Origin of the sequence: Streptomyces sp. SID12488 (assembly GCF_010548275.1) — a bacterium.
In the GTDB taxonomy this organism is placed as follows: domain Bacteria; phylum Actinomycetota; class Actinomycetes; order Streptomycetales; family Streptomycetaceae; genus Streptomyces.
Genome location: NZ_JAAGLT010000009.1, coordinates 248,532 through 263,573 on the forward strand (window position 1 = coordinate 248,532; position 15,042 = coordinate 263,573).

Here is a 15,042-nt window from a genome sequence, read left to right on the forward strand (position 1 = left end):
GGGCGTTCGATCATGCCTGCGGAAGTGTCAAGAAATCGTCAAGAGTTAGGTAAGGTAACGAAGTACTTGGGTGCGCGGTGACCTCACCTCGTGTCCGATGTACGTGAGCCCCGCGCGTGCCGCGCCCGGGCCAGGGAAGGGAACGGCCGCTGACTGTCCACCACCTCAACCAGCTCCTGCTCGTCTGCTCGCTCGTCCTCCTCATCGCTGTGGCAGCGGTCCGGATCTCCTCGCGCAGCGGGCTCCCCAGCCTGCTCGTGTACCTGGGGATCGGCGTCGCCATGGGCCAGGACGGCATCGGCGACATCCACTTCGACAACGCCGAACTGACCCAGGTCATCGGATACGCGGCCCTGGTCGTGATCCTGGCCGAGGGCGGACTCGCCACGAAGTGGAAGGAGATCAAACCCGCCCTCCCGGCAGCCTCCGTGCTGGCGCTGGCGGGGGTCGCGGTGAGCGTCGGGATCACGGCGACGGCCGCGCACTACCTGATCGGTCTCGAGTGGCGGCAGGCGTTCATCATCGGCGCGGTGGTGTCCTCGACGGACGCGGCGGCGGTCTTCTCCGTCCTGCGGAAGATCCCCCTCCCCGCGCGCGTGACGGGCACCCTCGAGGCCGAGTCGGGCTTCAACGACGCCCCGGTGGTCATTCTGGTCGTCTCGCTGTCCACGGCGGGCCCGGTCGAGCACTGGTACACGCTGCTGGGCGTCATCGTCCTCGAGCTGGCCATCGGCGCGGCCATCGGGATCGCGGTCGGCTGGCTAGGCGCCTGGGGCCTGCGGCACGTGGCCCTGCCCGCGTCCGGCCTCTACCCCATCGCCGTGATGGCCATCGCGGTCACCGCGTACGCCGCCGGCGCGCTGGCCCACGGCAGCGGTTTCCTCGCGGTCTACCTGGCCGCCATGGTCCTCGGCAACGCCAAGCTGCCGCACTGGCCGGCCACCCGCGGCTTCGCCGACGGACTCGGCTGGATCGCCCAGATCGGCATGTTCGTCCTGCTCGGCCTGCAGGTGACCCCGCACGAGATGGGCGACGACATCTGGCCCGCGCTCGTCATAGGCCTGGCCCTGACCATGGTCGCGCGCCCGCTGAGCGTGATCGTCAGTCTGACGCCGTTCCGGGTCCCGTGGCAGGAGCAGACCCTGATGTCCTGGGCCGGGCTGCGCGGCGCGGTACCCATCATCCTGGCGACGATCCCGATGGTGAGCGGCGTCGAGGACAGCCGTCGCATCTTCAACATCGTCTTCGTCCTGGTCGTCGTCTACACCCTCGTCCAGGGCCCGACGCTCCCCTGGCTGGCCCGCAAACTGCACCTCGACACGAGCGACGAGGCCGCCGACCTCGGCATCGAGTCGGCGCCCCTGGAGCGGCTGCGCGGCCATCTGCTGTCCGTCGCGATACCCGACGGCTCCAAGATGCACGGCGTGGAGGTGGGCGAACTGAGGCTGCCGGCGGGCGCCGCGGTCACCCTCGTCGTCCGCGCAGAAAAATCGTTCGTTCCGCTGCCGACGACCATCCTGCACCGCGGCGACGAACTCCTCGTGGTGACCACCGACCCGGTCCGCGACGCGACGGAACGCCGGCTGCGCGCGGTGGGACAGGGCGGCAAGCTGGCGCAGTGGCTGGGCACCGGCGGCGACGGAGCACAGGCGTGAAGTACCCCGCTTCTTGCTTTCAGAGGCCTACGAGCCCACTTCCCCTGTACAGTGAAGGCGCACCCTGATCGAACCAACTCTGTCTGAAGCAGAGCTGGCGCGACCGTATGGCGGCCGGGACATCCTCTGCGGGGGCGTCGGCATCTACCGCAGTCCGCGCAAGAGGACAGCTCTCGGCGCCGCCCCACGCAAGGGGGCCGCGCTACCAGGCGGCAGAAAGGCACGGCCGTGGCATCCACGGTCACCTACGGACAGCTGCTCCGCACCCCCGGCGCCTGGACGTTCCTGCTCCCCGGTTTCGCCGCGCGACAGCCGTTCGCGATGCTCACCATCTCCATCGTGCTGCTCGTCCAGCACACCAGCGGCTCGTACGGGACCGCCGGCGCCGTGGCCGCCGTCACCGGCGTCTCCATGGCCCTGTGCGCGCCCTACGGGGGCCGCCTCGCCGACCGCCACGGACAGCGCGCCGTCCTCGTCCCCGGCGTCGTCCTGCACACCCTTTCCGGCCTCACCCTGACGACGCTGGCGCTGACCGGCGCCCCCCTGTGGACGCTGTTCGCCGCCGCCGTCCTGACCGGCGCCTCCACGCCCCAGGTCGGCCCCATGGTCCGTGCCCGCTGGGCGGCGAAGCTCCAGGACTCGCCTTTGATGCCGACGGCGGCGGCCTTCGAGTCCGTCACCGACGAACTGACCTTCGTCTTCGGCCCGCTGCTCGCCACCGCCCTGTGCACTGCCGTCGACCCGGCGGCCGGCCTGGTCACCGAGGCCGCGCTGACCCTCCTCGGCGGCCTGCTGTTCGCCGCGCAGAAGGGCACCCAGCCGCGCGCCCTCACCGACAGCCCGCTCGGCGGGCCGCACGCGCGCGTGGAGCGCGTTTCGGCACTGGGCGTCCCCGGAGTACGCGTCCTGATCGTCGCCTTCCTGGGCATCGGGGCCGTCTTCGGCGGTATGCAGGTCTCGCTCGCCGCGTTCAGCGAGTCCATCGGCAACCCCGGCCTGAACGGCGTCCTGTACGGGGTCTTCGCCGCCGGCAACATGATCTCCGGCCTGGTCTGCGGAGCCGTCGCCTGGCGCATGGCCCCGCAACGGCGTCTGCTCGCCGGGTACGCGGCCCTCGCGGTCACCGCCTCCGGCCTGTGGACGGCGGAGTCCGTGCTGACGCTGTCCGGGCTCGGCCTCCTCGTCGGCATGTGCATCGCCCCGGCCCTGATCACCGGCTACACCCTGGTCGACAGCCTGGTCCCGGCCGGCGCCCGCACCGAGGCGTTCACCTGGCTGACCGGAGCGGTCGCCCTCGGCCAGGCGGCGGCCGTCACCGTCGCCGGCCAACTGGAGGACCGCCTCTGGGACGGCGCCGGATTCCTGGTCCCCATGGGCGGCACACTCCTGGCCCTCGCGACCCTCGTGACCCTGCGTTCACGGCTCGCGCCGAAGGCGAGAATCCACCCGGCAAGCCGGACTCTCGCACGTGGCGTCGGTCACCGCGTGCCGGTCACAGTGGACTGATCCCCGGGAATACGTCACACTGGACCGTCGTTAGCACTCATCGAGTGAGAGTGCCAGGAGGAAGACAAGTGCCGACCTACCAGTACCAGTGCACGGAGTGCGCTGAGGGCCTCGAAGCGGTGCAGAAGTTCACCGATGACGCCCTGACCGAGTGCCCCAGCTGCGGTGGCCGCCTGAAGAAGGTGTTCTCCGCCGTCGGCATCGTCTTCAAGGGTTCCGGGTTCTACCGCAACGACAGCCGCAGCTCCTCGTCGAGCAGCACGCCCGCCGCGTCGAAGCCGTCCACGTCTTCTTCGACGTCGTCCTCCTCGGACTCGTCGTCGAGTTCGTCGAGCTCCTCGTCGTCGGGCTCGTCCTCGTCGTCCAGCTCCTCGTCGGGCTCCAGCAGCTCGTCGAGCACCAGCTCGGCCGCGTAGGCACCGATTCTTGGCCCACGGGACCCTGTCGTCGTACGACGACGGGGTCTTCGGCGTTTTCGCATGCTCACGGGCTCACGGGCTCACGAGGGTTTTCCGCGCCCGGCTAGGGTGCGGGCATGGCAAATCAGGATCAGGATCAGGCGAATCCCGCGGGTGCCGAGATCGGCGTGATCGGTGGCTCCGGCTTCTACTCCTTCCTCGACGACGTGACCGAGGTACAGGTCGACACGCCGTACGGATCCCCCAGTGACTCCCTGTTCCTCGGTGAGGTCGCCGGCCGCCGGGTGGCCTTCCTCCCCCGGCACGGACGCGGCCACCACCTGCCTCCGCACCGCATCAACTACCGCGCCAACCTGTGGGCGCTGCGCTCCGTCGGCGTACGCCAGGTGCTCGCCCCGTGCGCGGTGGGCGGGCTGCGGCCCGAGTACGGCCCGGGCACCCTGCTCGTACCGGACCAGCTGGTCGACCGTACGAAGTCCCGAGTGGGGACGTTCTTCGACGGCCTGCCGCTGCCCGGCGGCGCCGTCCCCAACGTGGTGCATGTGTCCCTCGCCGACCCGTACTGTCCGGTCGGCCGCGAGCTCGCCCTGGGCGCGGCACGCGGACGCGACTGGGAGCCGGTGGACGGCGGCACCCTGACCGTGATCGAGGGGCCGCGGTTCTCCACCCGCGCCGAATCCCTCTGGCACCGGGCACAGGGCTGGTCGGTGGTGGGCATGACGGGCCATCCCGAGGCGGCGCTCGCCCGTGAACTGGAGCTCTGCTACACGTCGTTGGCCCTGGTGACCGACCTCGACGCGGGCGCGGAGACCGGCGAGGGCGTCTCGCACGAGGAGGTGCTCCAGGTGTTCGCGGCGAACGTGGACCGGATGCGGGGCGTCCTGTTCGACGCGGTGGCCGCGCTGCCGGCGGGCGAGACCCGCGACTGCCTGTGCACGAAGGCGCTGGGCGGGATGGACCCGGGGTTCGATCTGCCCTGACGGGGCCGGGGTAGCGGGGTACGCGGTCGGCGGGGGCCGCCGTACGAGGCCGACGGGGGCGGAATCTCCCGTTCGGGTGAGCGAGTTGTCCACAACCGGCGAGTAGCACACAGGCCTCAGCACGGTTCGCCGAGAAGCCTCATCGTGGGAGCGCAAGCAGCTCCCTCGTCACAGGTGGTGGTCCCCGTGTCCGTGTCCTCCGTACGTCCCGCGTCTTCCGTACATCCCGTGTCCTCCGCGCATCCCGTACGTTCCGGGCGTTCTGTTCCGCTCGTGCCCGCGCCCTGCGAGGTGCCGCACTTCGCCCCCGTGCGGGTGCGCGGCGGGCGGTATCGACTGCGGCGCCTGGTAGGGCACCGGAGGCGGGCGCTGGCCGTCGGCCTCGCTGTCACGGCGGCGGCGATCGTCGCGGCCGGCCCACGCCAGGCGGCGGGACCACCACCCGATGCCGGACGGGTCCGGGGCCACCCCGTGGCGGATCCCGTACGGGCGCGGCCGGCGGTGCAGATGGTGACGGCGCCGGTACGGATCGCCGACGCGGCCACGGTCCGGCTGCTGCGGCCCGGTGACCGGGTCGACGTCATCGCGGCCGAGGAGTCGCCGACGGGCACCGACGCCCGGGTGGTCGCGCGCCGGGCACGGGTGACCCAGGTGCCGCAGGTCCCGGCGTCCCAGGACGGCATGGGAGAGGGCGGGGCTCTGATCGTGCTGTCGGTGCCGCACGCCACGGCGTCCCGGCTGGCCGGCGCGGGTGCCACGGCGAGGCTGGCGGTGACCCTGTGGTGAGCCGTAACGTGATCGCCTCGAACCGTCAGACGTCAAGTCCCTCGTTGGAGTTACCCAATTGGACATGCCTGCCGGGCGTTGACGTAGGTTGCGGAACTGTTTGTTCCACCAGTTGCGTGTACGAGGAGAGGCCCCGCGGTGAGCGAGAAGAAGCAACCGAGCGTTCTGGAGGGCTTCAAGACCTTCCTGACGCGCGGAAACGTCGTCGATCTGGCGGTCGCGGTAGTCATCGGCACCGCGTTCACCAACGTCGTCAACTCGGTGGTGAAGGGCATGATCAACCCCTTGGTGGGAGCGTTCGGGACCAAGAACCTGGACAACTACAGCTCCTGCCTCAAGGACCCCTGCAACGGCACCGGCGACACCGCGACCGGCGTCCGGATCATGTGGGGTTCGGTCCTGGGCTCGACGCTCACCTTCCTGATCACCGCAGCCGTCGTCTACTTCCTGATGGTCCTGCCGATGTCGAAGTACCTGGCCCGGGCAGCCGCGCGCCAGAAGGCGAAGGAGGGCGCGCAGGAGGTCATCGAGGTGAGCGAGCTGGAGGTCCTCAAGGAGATCCGCGACGCGCTGGTGACACAGCGCGGCGCCGGGCACAACGAGTCCCTGGTGGCCCAGCGGGACTCCGAGCGCAAGGAGCGCTAGCCGACGCGCTCGGCGGCCTCGTACAGAGGCCGTTGAGCGTGGTTCAGAGGTGTCAGATGTGGTGGGGCGGCTTCTCGTCGAGGAAGCGCCTCAGGTCGGCGGCGCTGTCGCCGCCGCCGTCGCCCGGGCGCTCGCCCCACCCATGGTCCGTGTCGTCCGACGACTGCTGGTCCAGCGGGTCGTCGAAGATCAGCGCGGGCTTGGGGGCACGGGGTTCGGGGGCGGTGGGGCTGCTCATGCCTCCAGGGTACGGCCCACCTTCCGGGCCCGCCCCGGGCCGTGGGGCACCGGCCGGATCACGATCACGCTCCGGCGCCGCCCTTCGGACTGCGCACGGTGGGCCCATCTGCTGTGCTGGGGCGTATGACGTCCAGTTCCTAACCTGTGGCCGCCGTGCCCGACCAGCCCGACGCCTCGGCCGGTGCCGGCCGCGACACGCCCCTGCGCAGGCTGACCGCGCGCGGACGCGACGAGTCGCACCGGGTCGCCTCACCGCTGGAGCTCTTCTTCGACCTCTGCTTCGTCGTGGCCGTCGCCCAGGCGGGCGTCCAGTTGGTGCACGCCGTCGCCGAGGGGCACCCGGGCGAGGGCATCCTCAACTACGCCATGGTTTTCTTCCCCGTGCTGGGCGAGGCGATCGCGGCGGCGACGGTGGCCGTGAAGTCGGGTGTGGAGGAGAACGACGCGCTGGCCGATCTGCTGCCGATCGCGGCAGGCGGGCTGCTCATCGTGTTCGCCGCCTGGTGGATCTACTTCGCCGTTCCCATCCACGGTCGGCTGCGCACCAGCGGACAGGCGTTCCTGTGGGGGTACGGCCACTATCTGATCTTCGCGTCGGCCGCCGCGATCGGCGCGGGCCTGGAGGTGGCGGTCGAGCAGGCGGTCGGCAAGGCACACATCTCCACGACGGCCGCGTCGGCCGCCGTGACCCTCCCGACAGCGCTCTTCCTCGTCACCGTCTGGGCCCTGCACTCGCGCTACTTCAAGGTGGGCGTCGTCGAGCAACTGACCCTGCCGTCCGCGGCGTTGCTGGTGATCGTGTGCACGTTCCTGGGCGACTGGGCCGTACTCGCGGCGGGCCTCGTGTCGGCGCTCGCGGTGGCGGCCGGGGTGACGCTGACCGCCGGACGGTGGGCGGGGAGCAGCGGGCCGAAGACACGGAGGCGGCCAGGTAGTCAGGGGAAGCAGGACGGGGGGACGCTGGACAACACTGGGCCTCATGACAGTTGACGCTCTGACAGATGTCGCCGGCCTGCGGGTGGGGCACGCGACCCGGATCGGCGACGGGTGGCTCACCGGGACGACGGTCGTACTCGCACCGGAGGGTGGAGCCGTGGCGGCCGTGGACGTGCGGGGCGGCGGGCCCGGCACCAAGGAGACCGACGCCCTGGATCCCCGCAACGTCGTGCGAAGCGTCGAGGCGGTGGTGCTGACGGGCGGCAGCGCGTACGGGCTGGACTCGGCGTCGGGTGTGATGGCCTGGCTGGAGCAGCGGGGGCGTGGGGTGCGGGTCGGGCCCGATGCCGGGCACGTCGTGCCGGTGGTGCCCGCAGCGTGCGTCTTCGACCTGGGCCGGGGTGGCGACTTCCGGGCCCGGCCGGACGCGGCCACAGGTCGGGCAGCGGTCGAGGCAGCCGCCGCGAGCGAACTGGGCGCGCCGGTGGCGGAGGGGTGCGTGGGCGCCGGTACGGGGGCGGTGGTCGGACATCTCAAGGGCGGGGTCGGCACCGCCAGCACCGTACTGCCGTCGGGGATCACGGTGGCGGCGCTGGTGGTGGCCAACGCGGCGGGGTATTCGGTGGATCCGGAAACGGGGGTGCTGTACGGGGAGTTGTTCGAGGGGCGGCGGGTCGAGTACCCGGCGGCCGGGGTGCACGAGGCGGCGCGACGGCGGCTGGCCAAGGTGGCCGAGCAGACTCCGCTCCCCCCGCTGAACACCACCCTCGCGGTGGTCGCGACCGACGCGGCACTGTCGAAGGCCCAGGCCCAGAAGGTGGCCGGCACGGCCCACGACGGCATCGCACGTGCCGTACGGCCGGTGCACCTGCTCACCGACGGGGACACCGTGTTCACGTTGGCGACAGGGGCGCGTCCTCTGGCCGGGGAAGACCCGCTCGCGCTGAACGAGATCCTGGAGGCGGGCGCGGACCTGGTGACCCGGGCGATCGTCCGGGCGGTGCGGGCGGCTGAGTCGGTGGCGGGGCCGGGCGGGGCGTGGCCGTCGTACGGGGAGCTGTACGGAGAACCGCGTGGGGAGCGGTACAGGGAACCGCACGGGGAGCGGTAACTCCGGTGGTTTTCTTCTTGGTTGAGGTGCGATTGTCGCGGTTCTGTCACGTGATGGACGTGAGCATGATCGGTGGGAACCCGGGCCGGGGGTGTTCCCCTCTTTCCTCACGCAGTGGAGCGGATCACCCACATCACACAAAACTGGAGCAGCCCGTGACAACGCCGAACACAACAGCTCGGCGCGCACTGGGGGCATGTGCCGTCCTGATGGTCGGCGCGCTGTCCCTCACCGCGTGCGGTGGCAACAACAGCGGAGGCGACGACAGCAAGGGGGGCAAGGGCGGTAGCAGCAGCGGGAAGGGCGGCAGTGGCTCCGTCGCGACGTCGGCCGTGCGGATCGCGATCTCCGCGAAGGACGGTTCGGCGGGCGCGTCGATCAACACGACCGGGGTGAAGGTCAGCGGTGGCACGCTGACGGACGTGCGGATGACCGTCGCGGGGACGGGAGCTGCCGTGGCGGGGGCGATATCCGCCGACGGGCAGAGCTGGCTGCCGGGGCAGCAGTTGGAGCGTGGGACTCGGTACCGAATAGCGGCGACCGCGAAGGACGCCGACGGGCTGGCCCGGGCCGCCGATTCGACCTTCACCACGGTCACCAAGGCGAACAGCTTCCTCGGGACGTACACGCCGGACAACGGGACGACGGTCGGGGTGGGGATGCCGGTGTCGTTCACCTTCGACAAGGCGATCAGCGACCAGGCGGCCGTGCGGTCGCACATCACGGTCACGTCGAGCAGCGGACAGCAGGTGGTGGGGCACTGGTTCGGGGCGCAGCGGCTCGACTTCCGGCCCGAGGAGTACTGGAAGGCCGGCTCCAAGGTCACGATGAAGATCGACCTGGACGGGGTCAAGGGCGCCAACGGCGCGGTCGGCGTGCAGAAGAAGACAGTGAGTTTCACGATCGGGCGCTCGCAGGTGTCCACGGTCGACGTCAGCACGCAGACCATGACGGTCGTACGGGACGGGCAGACCCGCAAGAACATCCCGATCTCGGCCGGCAGCCCGGAGTTCACCACGTACAACGGGCAGATGGTGATCTCCGAGAAGCTGCGGGAGACGCGGATGGACAGCCGTACGGTCGATCTGGCCAACGCGTACGACATCAAGGACGTACCGAACGCGATGCGGTTGACCACCTCCGGGACCTTCATCCACGGCAACTACTGGTACAAGCAGAGCAACCCGCCCTTCGGGCGTACGGGCACCAGTCACGGTTGTGTGGGGCTGCGGGATGCGCAGGGGGCCCAAGGGGACACGCCCGCCAGGTGGTTCTTCGACAACTCGATGATCGGGGACGTCGTCATCGTCAAGAACTCCGCCGACAAGCAGGTCGCACCGGACAACGGTCTCAACGGCTGGAACCTGCCGTGGAGCGAGTGGACGGCCGGGAGCGCCGCCTGAACTACCGCCCCAGCAGGGCGTGTTGACGGATCATCGACGGTTTTCGGTGCCGCGCGGGAACTTTTCGCGCGGCCCGGGCGTCTTCTGGACGTATGTTTTCTCGGTTCGCGGACATGATGTCCGACCGAGGGGCTACGGTATGCACCCACAAGGTGACATGCAGCAACGCCGGGAGAAGCCTTGAGCGTTCCGTACGAGACGGCAGCGTACGAACCACCCGAGTCGCCCGAGTCTCCGGAGGAGCATCTCGAGCGACTTCTGGGTCGTGCGCTGAACTCTTTCGAACTGCCCGACGAGGCGATACGTCGGCTCGACTGCGCGCTGGCGCACGACAGTTCGCTGCACTCCGCGCACCACAGCGCGGGGCTGCACCGCGAGACGTACCGCCATACCTGGCTGCTCGCCGACGGCTCGGCGCTCACCCTCTGGGAACTGGTGCACAACACGGCGCCCGGGTCGGGTCCGCAGGCCGAGGTCTACGTGGACGAGGAGGAGCTGCGCGCCGCGACGGCCCGGCTCCCGCTGCCGGCGGACGCCCCGGACTTCGAGCTACCGGTGACGGTGCAGCTCACCGCGATGGTCCAGCCGCGGCACAGGTACGTTCCGGACGACAACTCGGCGGACCACGCCCGCCGGTTACTGAGGCGTGCGGAGAACACGGACCGGCCGGGGGCGGAGATCGCCGACCTGCTGCGTACGGCGTTCGCGCACCGGATCACCCAGGCGTTCGGCCGCCCGTGCCGCGCGGGCCGGGCCGGCATCGGCTTCTCCCTCTACGAGCACGCCTTCCTGCTGCCCGGCGGTGAGGAGATCTCCCTCTGGGAGATCGAGCACACGGCCACGCCCGACGGACGGCACATGTGCGAGGTGTATCCGACGGAGGACGGGGCGCGGGACGCGATGGAGCGCCGGGCGGCTCGGACGTCGTAGCCCGACCGGAGTCAACACCCCAGTGGGCCGGTCGCCAAGGCGACCGGCCCACTGGGGTGTTGACCTGCTCGTCGCGCCGCTTACGCCGCCACCGGCTCCTTCTTCTCGGCCGCTCGCGCGGCGTCCTCCGGCGACTCTGCGGCCGTGGCTCCCGGTGCCTGCTTGCGCATGCTCTTGAGGGCGATCACCAGGGCTGTGGTGACACAGGTGCCGGCCGCGATGGCGATCAGGTAGAGAAACGGGCTGCCGATCAGCGGGACCACGAAGATGCCGCCGTGCGGGGCGCGCAGCGTGGCGCCGAAGGCCATCGACAGTGCGCCGGTGACCGCGCCGCCCGCCATCGAGGCCGGGATGACGCGCAGCGGGTCCGCCGCCGCGAACGGGATCGCGCCCTCGGAGATGAAGGACGCGCCCAGTACCCAGGCGGCCTTGCCGTTCTCGCGCTCGGCCGGGGTGAAGAGCTTCCGGCGGACGACGGTGGCCAGGGCCATGCCCAGCGGCGGGACCATGCCGGCGGCCATCACGGCGGCCATGACCTTCATCGCGGAGTCGCTCGGGTCCTGGACTGCGATGCCTGCGGTGGCGAAGGCGTACGCGACCTTGTTGACGGGGCCGCCGAGGTCGAAGCACATCATCAGGCCGAGCAGGACGCCGAGCAGGATCGCATTGGTGCCGGAGAGGCCGGAGAGCCAGTCCGTCATGCCCTTCTGGGCCTCGGCGATGGGCTTGCCGACCACGACGAACATCAGGAAGCCGACGATCAGCGAGGAGATCAGCGGGATCACCACGACCGGCATGATGCCGCGCAGCACCGGTGGGATCCTGATCTTCTGGATCGCGAGGACGATGCCACCGGCCAGCAGACCGGCGACCAGACCGCCGAGGAAGCCGGCCGCGATGTTCGAGGCGATCATGCCGCCGACGAAACCGGGGACGAGACCGGGCCGGTCCGCCATGCCGTAGGCGATGTAGCCGGCCAGGACCGGGATGAGGAAGCCGAAGGCGACCCCGCCGATCTGGAAGAGCAGCGCGCCCCAGCTGTCGACCTGGGTCCAGGAGAAGTGCTCCATGACCGAGGGCGCCTTGTTGATCTCCCAGCCGCCGATCGCGAAGCCGAGGGCGAGCAGCAGACCGCCCGCGGCGACGAACGGGACCATGTAACTCACGCCGGTCATCAGCCACTTGCGCAGCTTGGTGCCGTAGTTGTCGCCGGACTCGCCGGTCCGTTCGACGGGCGTTCCGTCGCCCTTGGCGCTCGCGGTGACCTCGCCGCGCTCGGCCTTGGCGCGTACGTCGGCGATGAGCTGGGCGGGCTTGTTGATGCCTGCCTTGACGCCGACGTCGACGGTCGGCTTCCCGGCGAAGCGTTCCTTCTCCCGTACGGGCACGTCGTGGGCGAAGATCACGCCGTCCGCGTCGGCGATGGCCGCCGGGTCGAGCCGGGTGAACCCGGCCGAGCCCTGCGTCTCGACGACGAGCTCGACGCCCGCCTCACGGCCGGCGTTCTCCAGCGACTCGGCCGCCATGTACGTGTGCGCGATGCCGGTCGGGCAGGAGGTGACGGCGACGATACGGAACGGCCGCCCGCCATCATCGCCGGCTGTACCCGCGTCCGTACTCACGTTCGGACCCGCGGCGGCTTCGGCGGAGGCCGCCGCCGAAACCGCCGCGGAGCTGTCGGCGCCGACGGCCGGCGTCTCGTCGCCGCGGATCAGCGCGGCGGCGCTCGCCGCGTCGCCCACCGAGCGCAGGGCCGCGGTGAACTCGTCGTTCATCAGCTGCCGGGCCAGCGACGAGAGGATCGTCAGATGGGCGTCGTCGGCGCCGGCCGGGGCCGCGATCAGGAAGATCAGGTCGGCGGGTCCGTCCGCCGCGCCGAAGTCGATCCCGGCGGCGCTGCGCCCGAAGGCGAGCGTCGGCTCGGTCACATGTTCGCTTCGGCAGTGCGGGATGCCGATACCGCCGTCGAGGCCGGTCGGCATCTGCGCCTCGCGGGCGGCCACGTCGGCGAGGAAGCCGTCGAGGTCGGTCACCCGCCCCTTCGCCACCATGCGCTCGGCGAGGGCACGGGCAGCCGCGTCCTTGGTCTGGGCGGACAGGTCGAGATCGACCAGGTCCGCGGTGATCATCTCGCTCATCGCGGGCTCCTTCGCACGCGTTGCGCCCGGGGCGTGGGGTGGGCGGGGCTGGGGACGGGGGTGGAGGTGGTACGGGTACTGCGCTGGGGGTTCTTGGGGGTGGCTGCGGCGGGGCCGGGGGAGCCCCGCCGCGTCAGGGCCGGTTCAGGGGGGATGCGCGGTGGGGAACCCATGACGCGGGCTCCCGCGGCGGCATCACACTGCCGGGCAGCCGGACGGCGGCGGCAGCACCGGCATGCGCGACAACAGAGGGCCGGATCAGGGAGGGCGGACAACCGGAAGCTCATGACACCGGCTCCCTCAGTACGCGGTCCACGGGTACCTCGCTCGTCACCGTCACGGCGGACAGGTCGAGGTCGGCGGGTGTCGGCATCACGCTGCCGGGCAGCTGGACGGCGGCGGCGCCGTGTGCGACGGCGGAGGCGAGGGCTTCGGGCCCGCTGCCGCCGGCGATCAGGAACCCGGCGAGCGAGGAGTCACCGGCGCCCACATTGCTGCGTACGGTGTCGACGCGCGCGCTGCCGAACCAGGTGCCGGAGCCGTTGACGAGCAGCTGCCCGTCGGCGCCGAGGCTGGCGAGGACGGCGCCCGCGCCGAGTTCGCGCAGTTCCTCGGCGGCCTTGACGGCGTCGCCGATCGTGGCGAGGGGGCGGCCGACCGCTTCGGCGAGTTCCTCGGCGTTCGGCTTGACGACGTCGGGCCGCTCGCGCAGGGCGGCGAGGAGGGCCGGGCCGGAGGTGTCGAGGGCGATCCGGGCGCCCGCGGCGTGCGTACGGGCGACGATGTCGGCGTACCAGGAGGGTGCGAGGCCGCGCGGCAGGCTGCCGCAGCAGGCGATCCAGTCGGCCTCGGCCGACTGCCGGCGCACGGTCTCCAGGAGCAACTCCTGCTCGGCGGCAGAGAGTTCGGGACCGGGTGCGTTGATCTTCGTCAGCACACCGTCGGCTTCGGCGAGCGCGATGTTGGAGCGGGTGGCCCCGGAGATCGGCACCGGCGCGACCTCGATGCCCTGGGCGTCGAGGAGGACGGCGACAAGCGCTCCGGGCGCGCCGCCCAGCGGCAGCACGGCCACGGTGCGCTGCCCGGCGGCGGCGACGGCCCGCGAGACGTTGACGCCCTTGCCGCCCGGGTCCATGCGTTCGCCGGTGGCCCGGATGACCTCGCCGCGGTCGAGCGACGGAACCTCGTACGTACGGTCGAGGGACGGGTTGGGAGTGACGGTGAGGATCATGCGCGCACCACTTCCGTGCCGCCGCCGCGCTCCAGGCCGGTGGCGTCCTCGGGGCTCAGCCCGCTGTCGGTGATCAGCAGGTCCACGTCGCCCAGGTCGCCGAAGCGGGCGAAGTGCTCCTGGCCGTGCTTCGTCGAGTCGGCGAGGAGCACCACTCGGCGGGCTGCCTCCACGGCGGCCCGCTTCACGGCGGCCTCGGCGAGGTCAGGCGTGGTCAGCCCGCGCTCGGCGGAGAACCCGTTGGCGGCCACGAACGCGACGTCGGCGCGGATCTCGCCGTACGCCCGCAGCGCCCAGGCGTCGACGGCGGCGCGGGTACGGTGCCGGACGCGTCCTCCGACGAGGTGCAGCTGGATGCCGGGGTGGTCGGCGAGGCGGGCCGCGATCGGGAGGCTGTGCGTGACGACGGTGAGCGTCGCGTCCAGCGGGATGGCGGCGGCGAGGCGTGCGACCGTCGAGCCGGCGTCGAGGATCAGGGTGCCCTCGGTGGGCAGTTCGGCGAGGGCGGCCTTGGCGATGCGGTCCTTCTCGTCGGCGTAGGTCGACTCGCGCTCGGTGAGGTCCGGCTCGAAGTCGAGGCGGCCGGCCGGTATGGCCCCGCCGTGCACACGCCGCAGGAGGCCCGCGCGGTCCAGCGCCTTCAGGTCCCGCCGGACGGTCTCCGCGGTGACCTGGAACTGCTCGGCGAGGGACAGCACGTCCACCCGCCCGCCGTCACGGGCGAGCCGCAGGATCTCCTGCTGCCGCTCCGGTGCGTACATGTCCGTTTACCTCCGACCGATGCCCGAACTTGTGACTTCACTCGGAGACTACGCCCGGATTTCCGCGAAGTAAACAGATTCGGGCGCGATGTGGACACAATCAGGCTTCTGTAAGGGGTGCGGTTCGGACACACACAGGGGAAAGGGCCCGGCACCTGAGGGACGCTGTTGGCGAATCCCGGTCTCTGATGCTTCGCCCCGTCGTTATGCGGCGGGGCGAAGTGCTGCCAGGGGGCTGGTCCGTGTGCGGGCGCGGGGTTGGTCGGTGAGCCAGGCGTTGATGCGGATGAGGTTGATCGCG

The 15,042-nt window shown here is 71.1% G+C and carries 14 protein-coding genes; 10 read left to right on the top strand and 4 right to left on the bottom strand.

Annotated features, from left to right (window positions below; genetic code table 11):
- Window positions 1–116: 116 nt before the first annotated feature.
- The 6 genes from G3I56_RS17375 (at window position 117) to G3I56_RS17400 (ending at window position 5,991) form a co-directional block, all read left to right on the top strand.
- On the top strand, window positions 117–1,655 hold the full coding sequence (locus G3I56_RS17375) for a potassium/proton antiporter (protein ID WP_164409880.1): 1,539 nt from the start codon (window positions 117–119) through the stop codon (window positions 1,653–1,655).
- 228 nt (window positions 1,656–1,883) lie between these two features.
- On the top strand, window positions 1,884–3,161 hold the full coding sequence (locus G3I56_RS17380) for an MFS transporter (protein ID WP_164409881.1): 1,278 nt from the start codon (window positions 1,884–1,886) through the stop codon (window positions 3,159–3,161).
- A gap of 68 nt (window positions 3,162–3,229) precedes the next feature.
- The gene (locus G3I56_RS17385) at window positions 3,230–3,577 is read left to right on the top strand and encodes an FmdB family zinc ribbon protein (RefSeq protein ID WP_164409882.1); all 348 of its coding nucleotides are present in this window, start codon (window positions 3,230–3,232) and stop codon (window positions 3,575–3,577) included.
- 119 nt (window positions 3,578–3,696) lie between these two features.
- The gene (locus tag G3I56_RS17390; RefSeq protein WP_164409883.1) at window positions 3,697–4,560 is read left to right on the top strand and encodes an S-methyl-5'-thioadenosine phosphorylase; all 864 of its coding nucleotides are present in this window, start codon (window positions 3,697–3,699) and stop codon (window positions 4,558–4,560) included.
- A gap of 273 nt (window positions 4,561–4,833) precedes the next feature.
- Window positions 4,834–5,346: an RcpC/CpaB family pilus assembly protein gene (locus tag G3I56_RS17395; RefSeq protein WP_343239970.1), complete on the top strand. Its 513-nt coding sequence runs from the start codon at window positions 4,834–4,836 to the stop codon at window positions 5,344–5,346.
- Window positions 5,347–5,484: 138 nt separating this feature from the next.
- Complete coding sequence (locus G3I56_RS17400; protein WP_164409884.1) at window positions 5,485–5,991, top strand: MscL family protein; 507 nt, start codon at window positions 5,485–5,487, stop codon at window positions 5,989–5,991.
- A gap of 52 nt (window positions 5,992–6,043) precedes the next feature.
- On the opposite strand, the gene G3I56_RS17405 is transcribed toward G3I56_RS17400, so the two are convergent.
- The gene (locus G3I56_RS17405) at window positions 6,044–6,229 is read right to left on the bottom strand and encodes a hypothetical protein (protein WP_164409885.1); all 186 of its coding nucleotides are present in this window, start codon (window positions 6,227–6,229) and stop codon (window positions 6,044–6,046) included.
- 155 nt (window positions 6,230–6,384) lie between these two features.
- Between G3I56_RS17405 and G3I56_RS17410 the strand changes: the two genes are divergently transcribed.
- The 4 genes from G3I56_RS17410 to G3I56_RS17425 all read left to right on the top strand — a co-directional run bounded on the left by G3I56_RS17410 (window position 6,385) and on the right by G3I56_RS17425 (window position 10,611).
- Window positions 6,385–7,221, top strand: coding sequence for a low temperature requirement protein A (locus G3I56_RS17410; RefSeq protein ID WP_343239971.1), 837 nt, complete (start codon window positions 6,385–6,387; stop codon window positions 7,219–7,221).
- Window positions 7,211–8,278 (top strand): P1 family peptidase, encoded by a 1,068-nt coding sequence (locus tag G3I56_RS17415; protein WP_164409887.1) that lies wholly within the window; start codon window positions 7,211–7,213, stop codon window positions 8,276–8,278. Before G3I56_RS17410 ends, G3I56_RS17415 begins: the two co-directional genes overlap by 11 nt.
- Before the next feature lie 155 nt (window positions 8,279–8,433).
- Entirely contained in the window at window positions 8,434–9,681 is a 1,248-nt protein-coding gene (locus tag G3I56_RS17420) for an Ig-like domain-containing protein (RefSeq protein ID WP_164409888.1), read from the top strand.
- A gap of 180 nt (window positions 9,682–9,861) precedes the next feature.
- Window positions 9,862–10,611: a DUF6227 family protein gene (locus G3I56_RS17425; protein WP_164409889.1), complete on the top strand. Its 750-nt coding sequence runs from the start codon at window positions 9,862–9,864 to the stop codon at window positions 10,609–10,611.
- An 80-nt stretch (window positions 10,612–10,691) separates the two neighbouring features.
- Here G3I56_RS17425 and G3I56_RS17430 read toward each other — a convergent pair whose 3' ends face one another.
- The 3 genes from G3I56_RS17430 to G3I56_RS17440 form a co-directional block, all read right to left on the bottom strand.
- Window positions 10,692–12,749 (bottom strand): fructose-specific PTS transporter subunit EIIC, encoded by a 2,058-nt coding sequence (locus tag G3I56_RS17430; RefSeq protein WP_164409890.1) that lies wholly within the window; start codon window positions 12,747–12,749, stop codon window positions 10,692–10,694.
- A gap of 283 nt (window positions 12,750–13,032) precedes the next feature.
- Window positions 13,033–13,980: a 1-phosphofructokinase gene (gene pfkB / locus G3I56_RS17435; RefSeq protein ID WP_164409891.1), complete on the bottom strand. Its 948-nt coding sequence runs from the start codon at window positions 13,978–13,980 to the stop codon at window positions 13,033–13,035.
- Window positions 13,977–14,741 (bottom strand): DeoR/GlpR family DNA-binding transcription regulator, encoded by a 765-nt coding sequence (locus G3I56_RS17440; RefSeq protein ID WP_164409892.1) that lies wholly within the window; start codon window positions 14,739–14,741, stop codon window positions 13,977–13,979. Before G3I56_RS17440 ends, pfkB begins: the two co-directional genes overlap by 4 nt.
- Window positions 14,742–15,042: the final 301 nt, after the last annotated feature.

What these genes read in the sequence shown, in the direction of transcription:
- G3I56_RS17390 (WP_164409883.1), top strand. Translation starts at nt 3,697, where the DNA reads ATGGCAAATCAGGATCAGGATCAGGCGAATCCCGCGGGTGCCGAGATC.
- G3I56_RS17405 (WP_164409885.1), bottom strand. Translation starts at nt 6,229, where the DNA reads ATGAGCAGCCCCACCGCCCCCGAACCCCGTGCCCCCAAGCCCGCGCTG.
- G3I56_RS17415 (WP_164409887.1), top strand. Translation starts at nt 7,211, where the DNA reads ATGACAGTTGACGCTCTGACAGATGTCGCCGGCCTGCGGGTGGGGCAC.
- G3I56_RS17430 (WP_164409890.1), bottom strand. Translation starts at nt 12,749, where the DNA reads ATGAGCGAGATGATCACCGCGGACCTGGTCGATCTCGACCTGTCCGCC.
- pfkB (WP_164409891.1), bottom strand. Translation starts at nt 13,980, where the DNA reads ATGATCCTCACCGTCACTCCCAACCCGTCCCTCGACCGTACGTACGAG.
- G3I56_RS17440 (WP_164409892.1), bottom strand. Translation starts at nt 14,741, where the DNA reads ATGTACGCACCGGAGCGGCAGCAGGAGATCCTGCGGCTCGCCCGTGAC.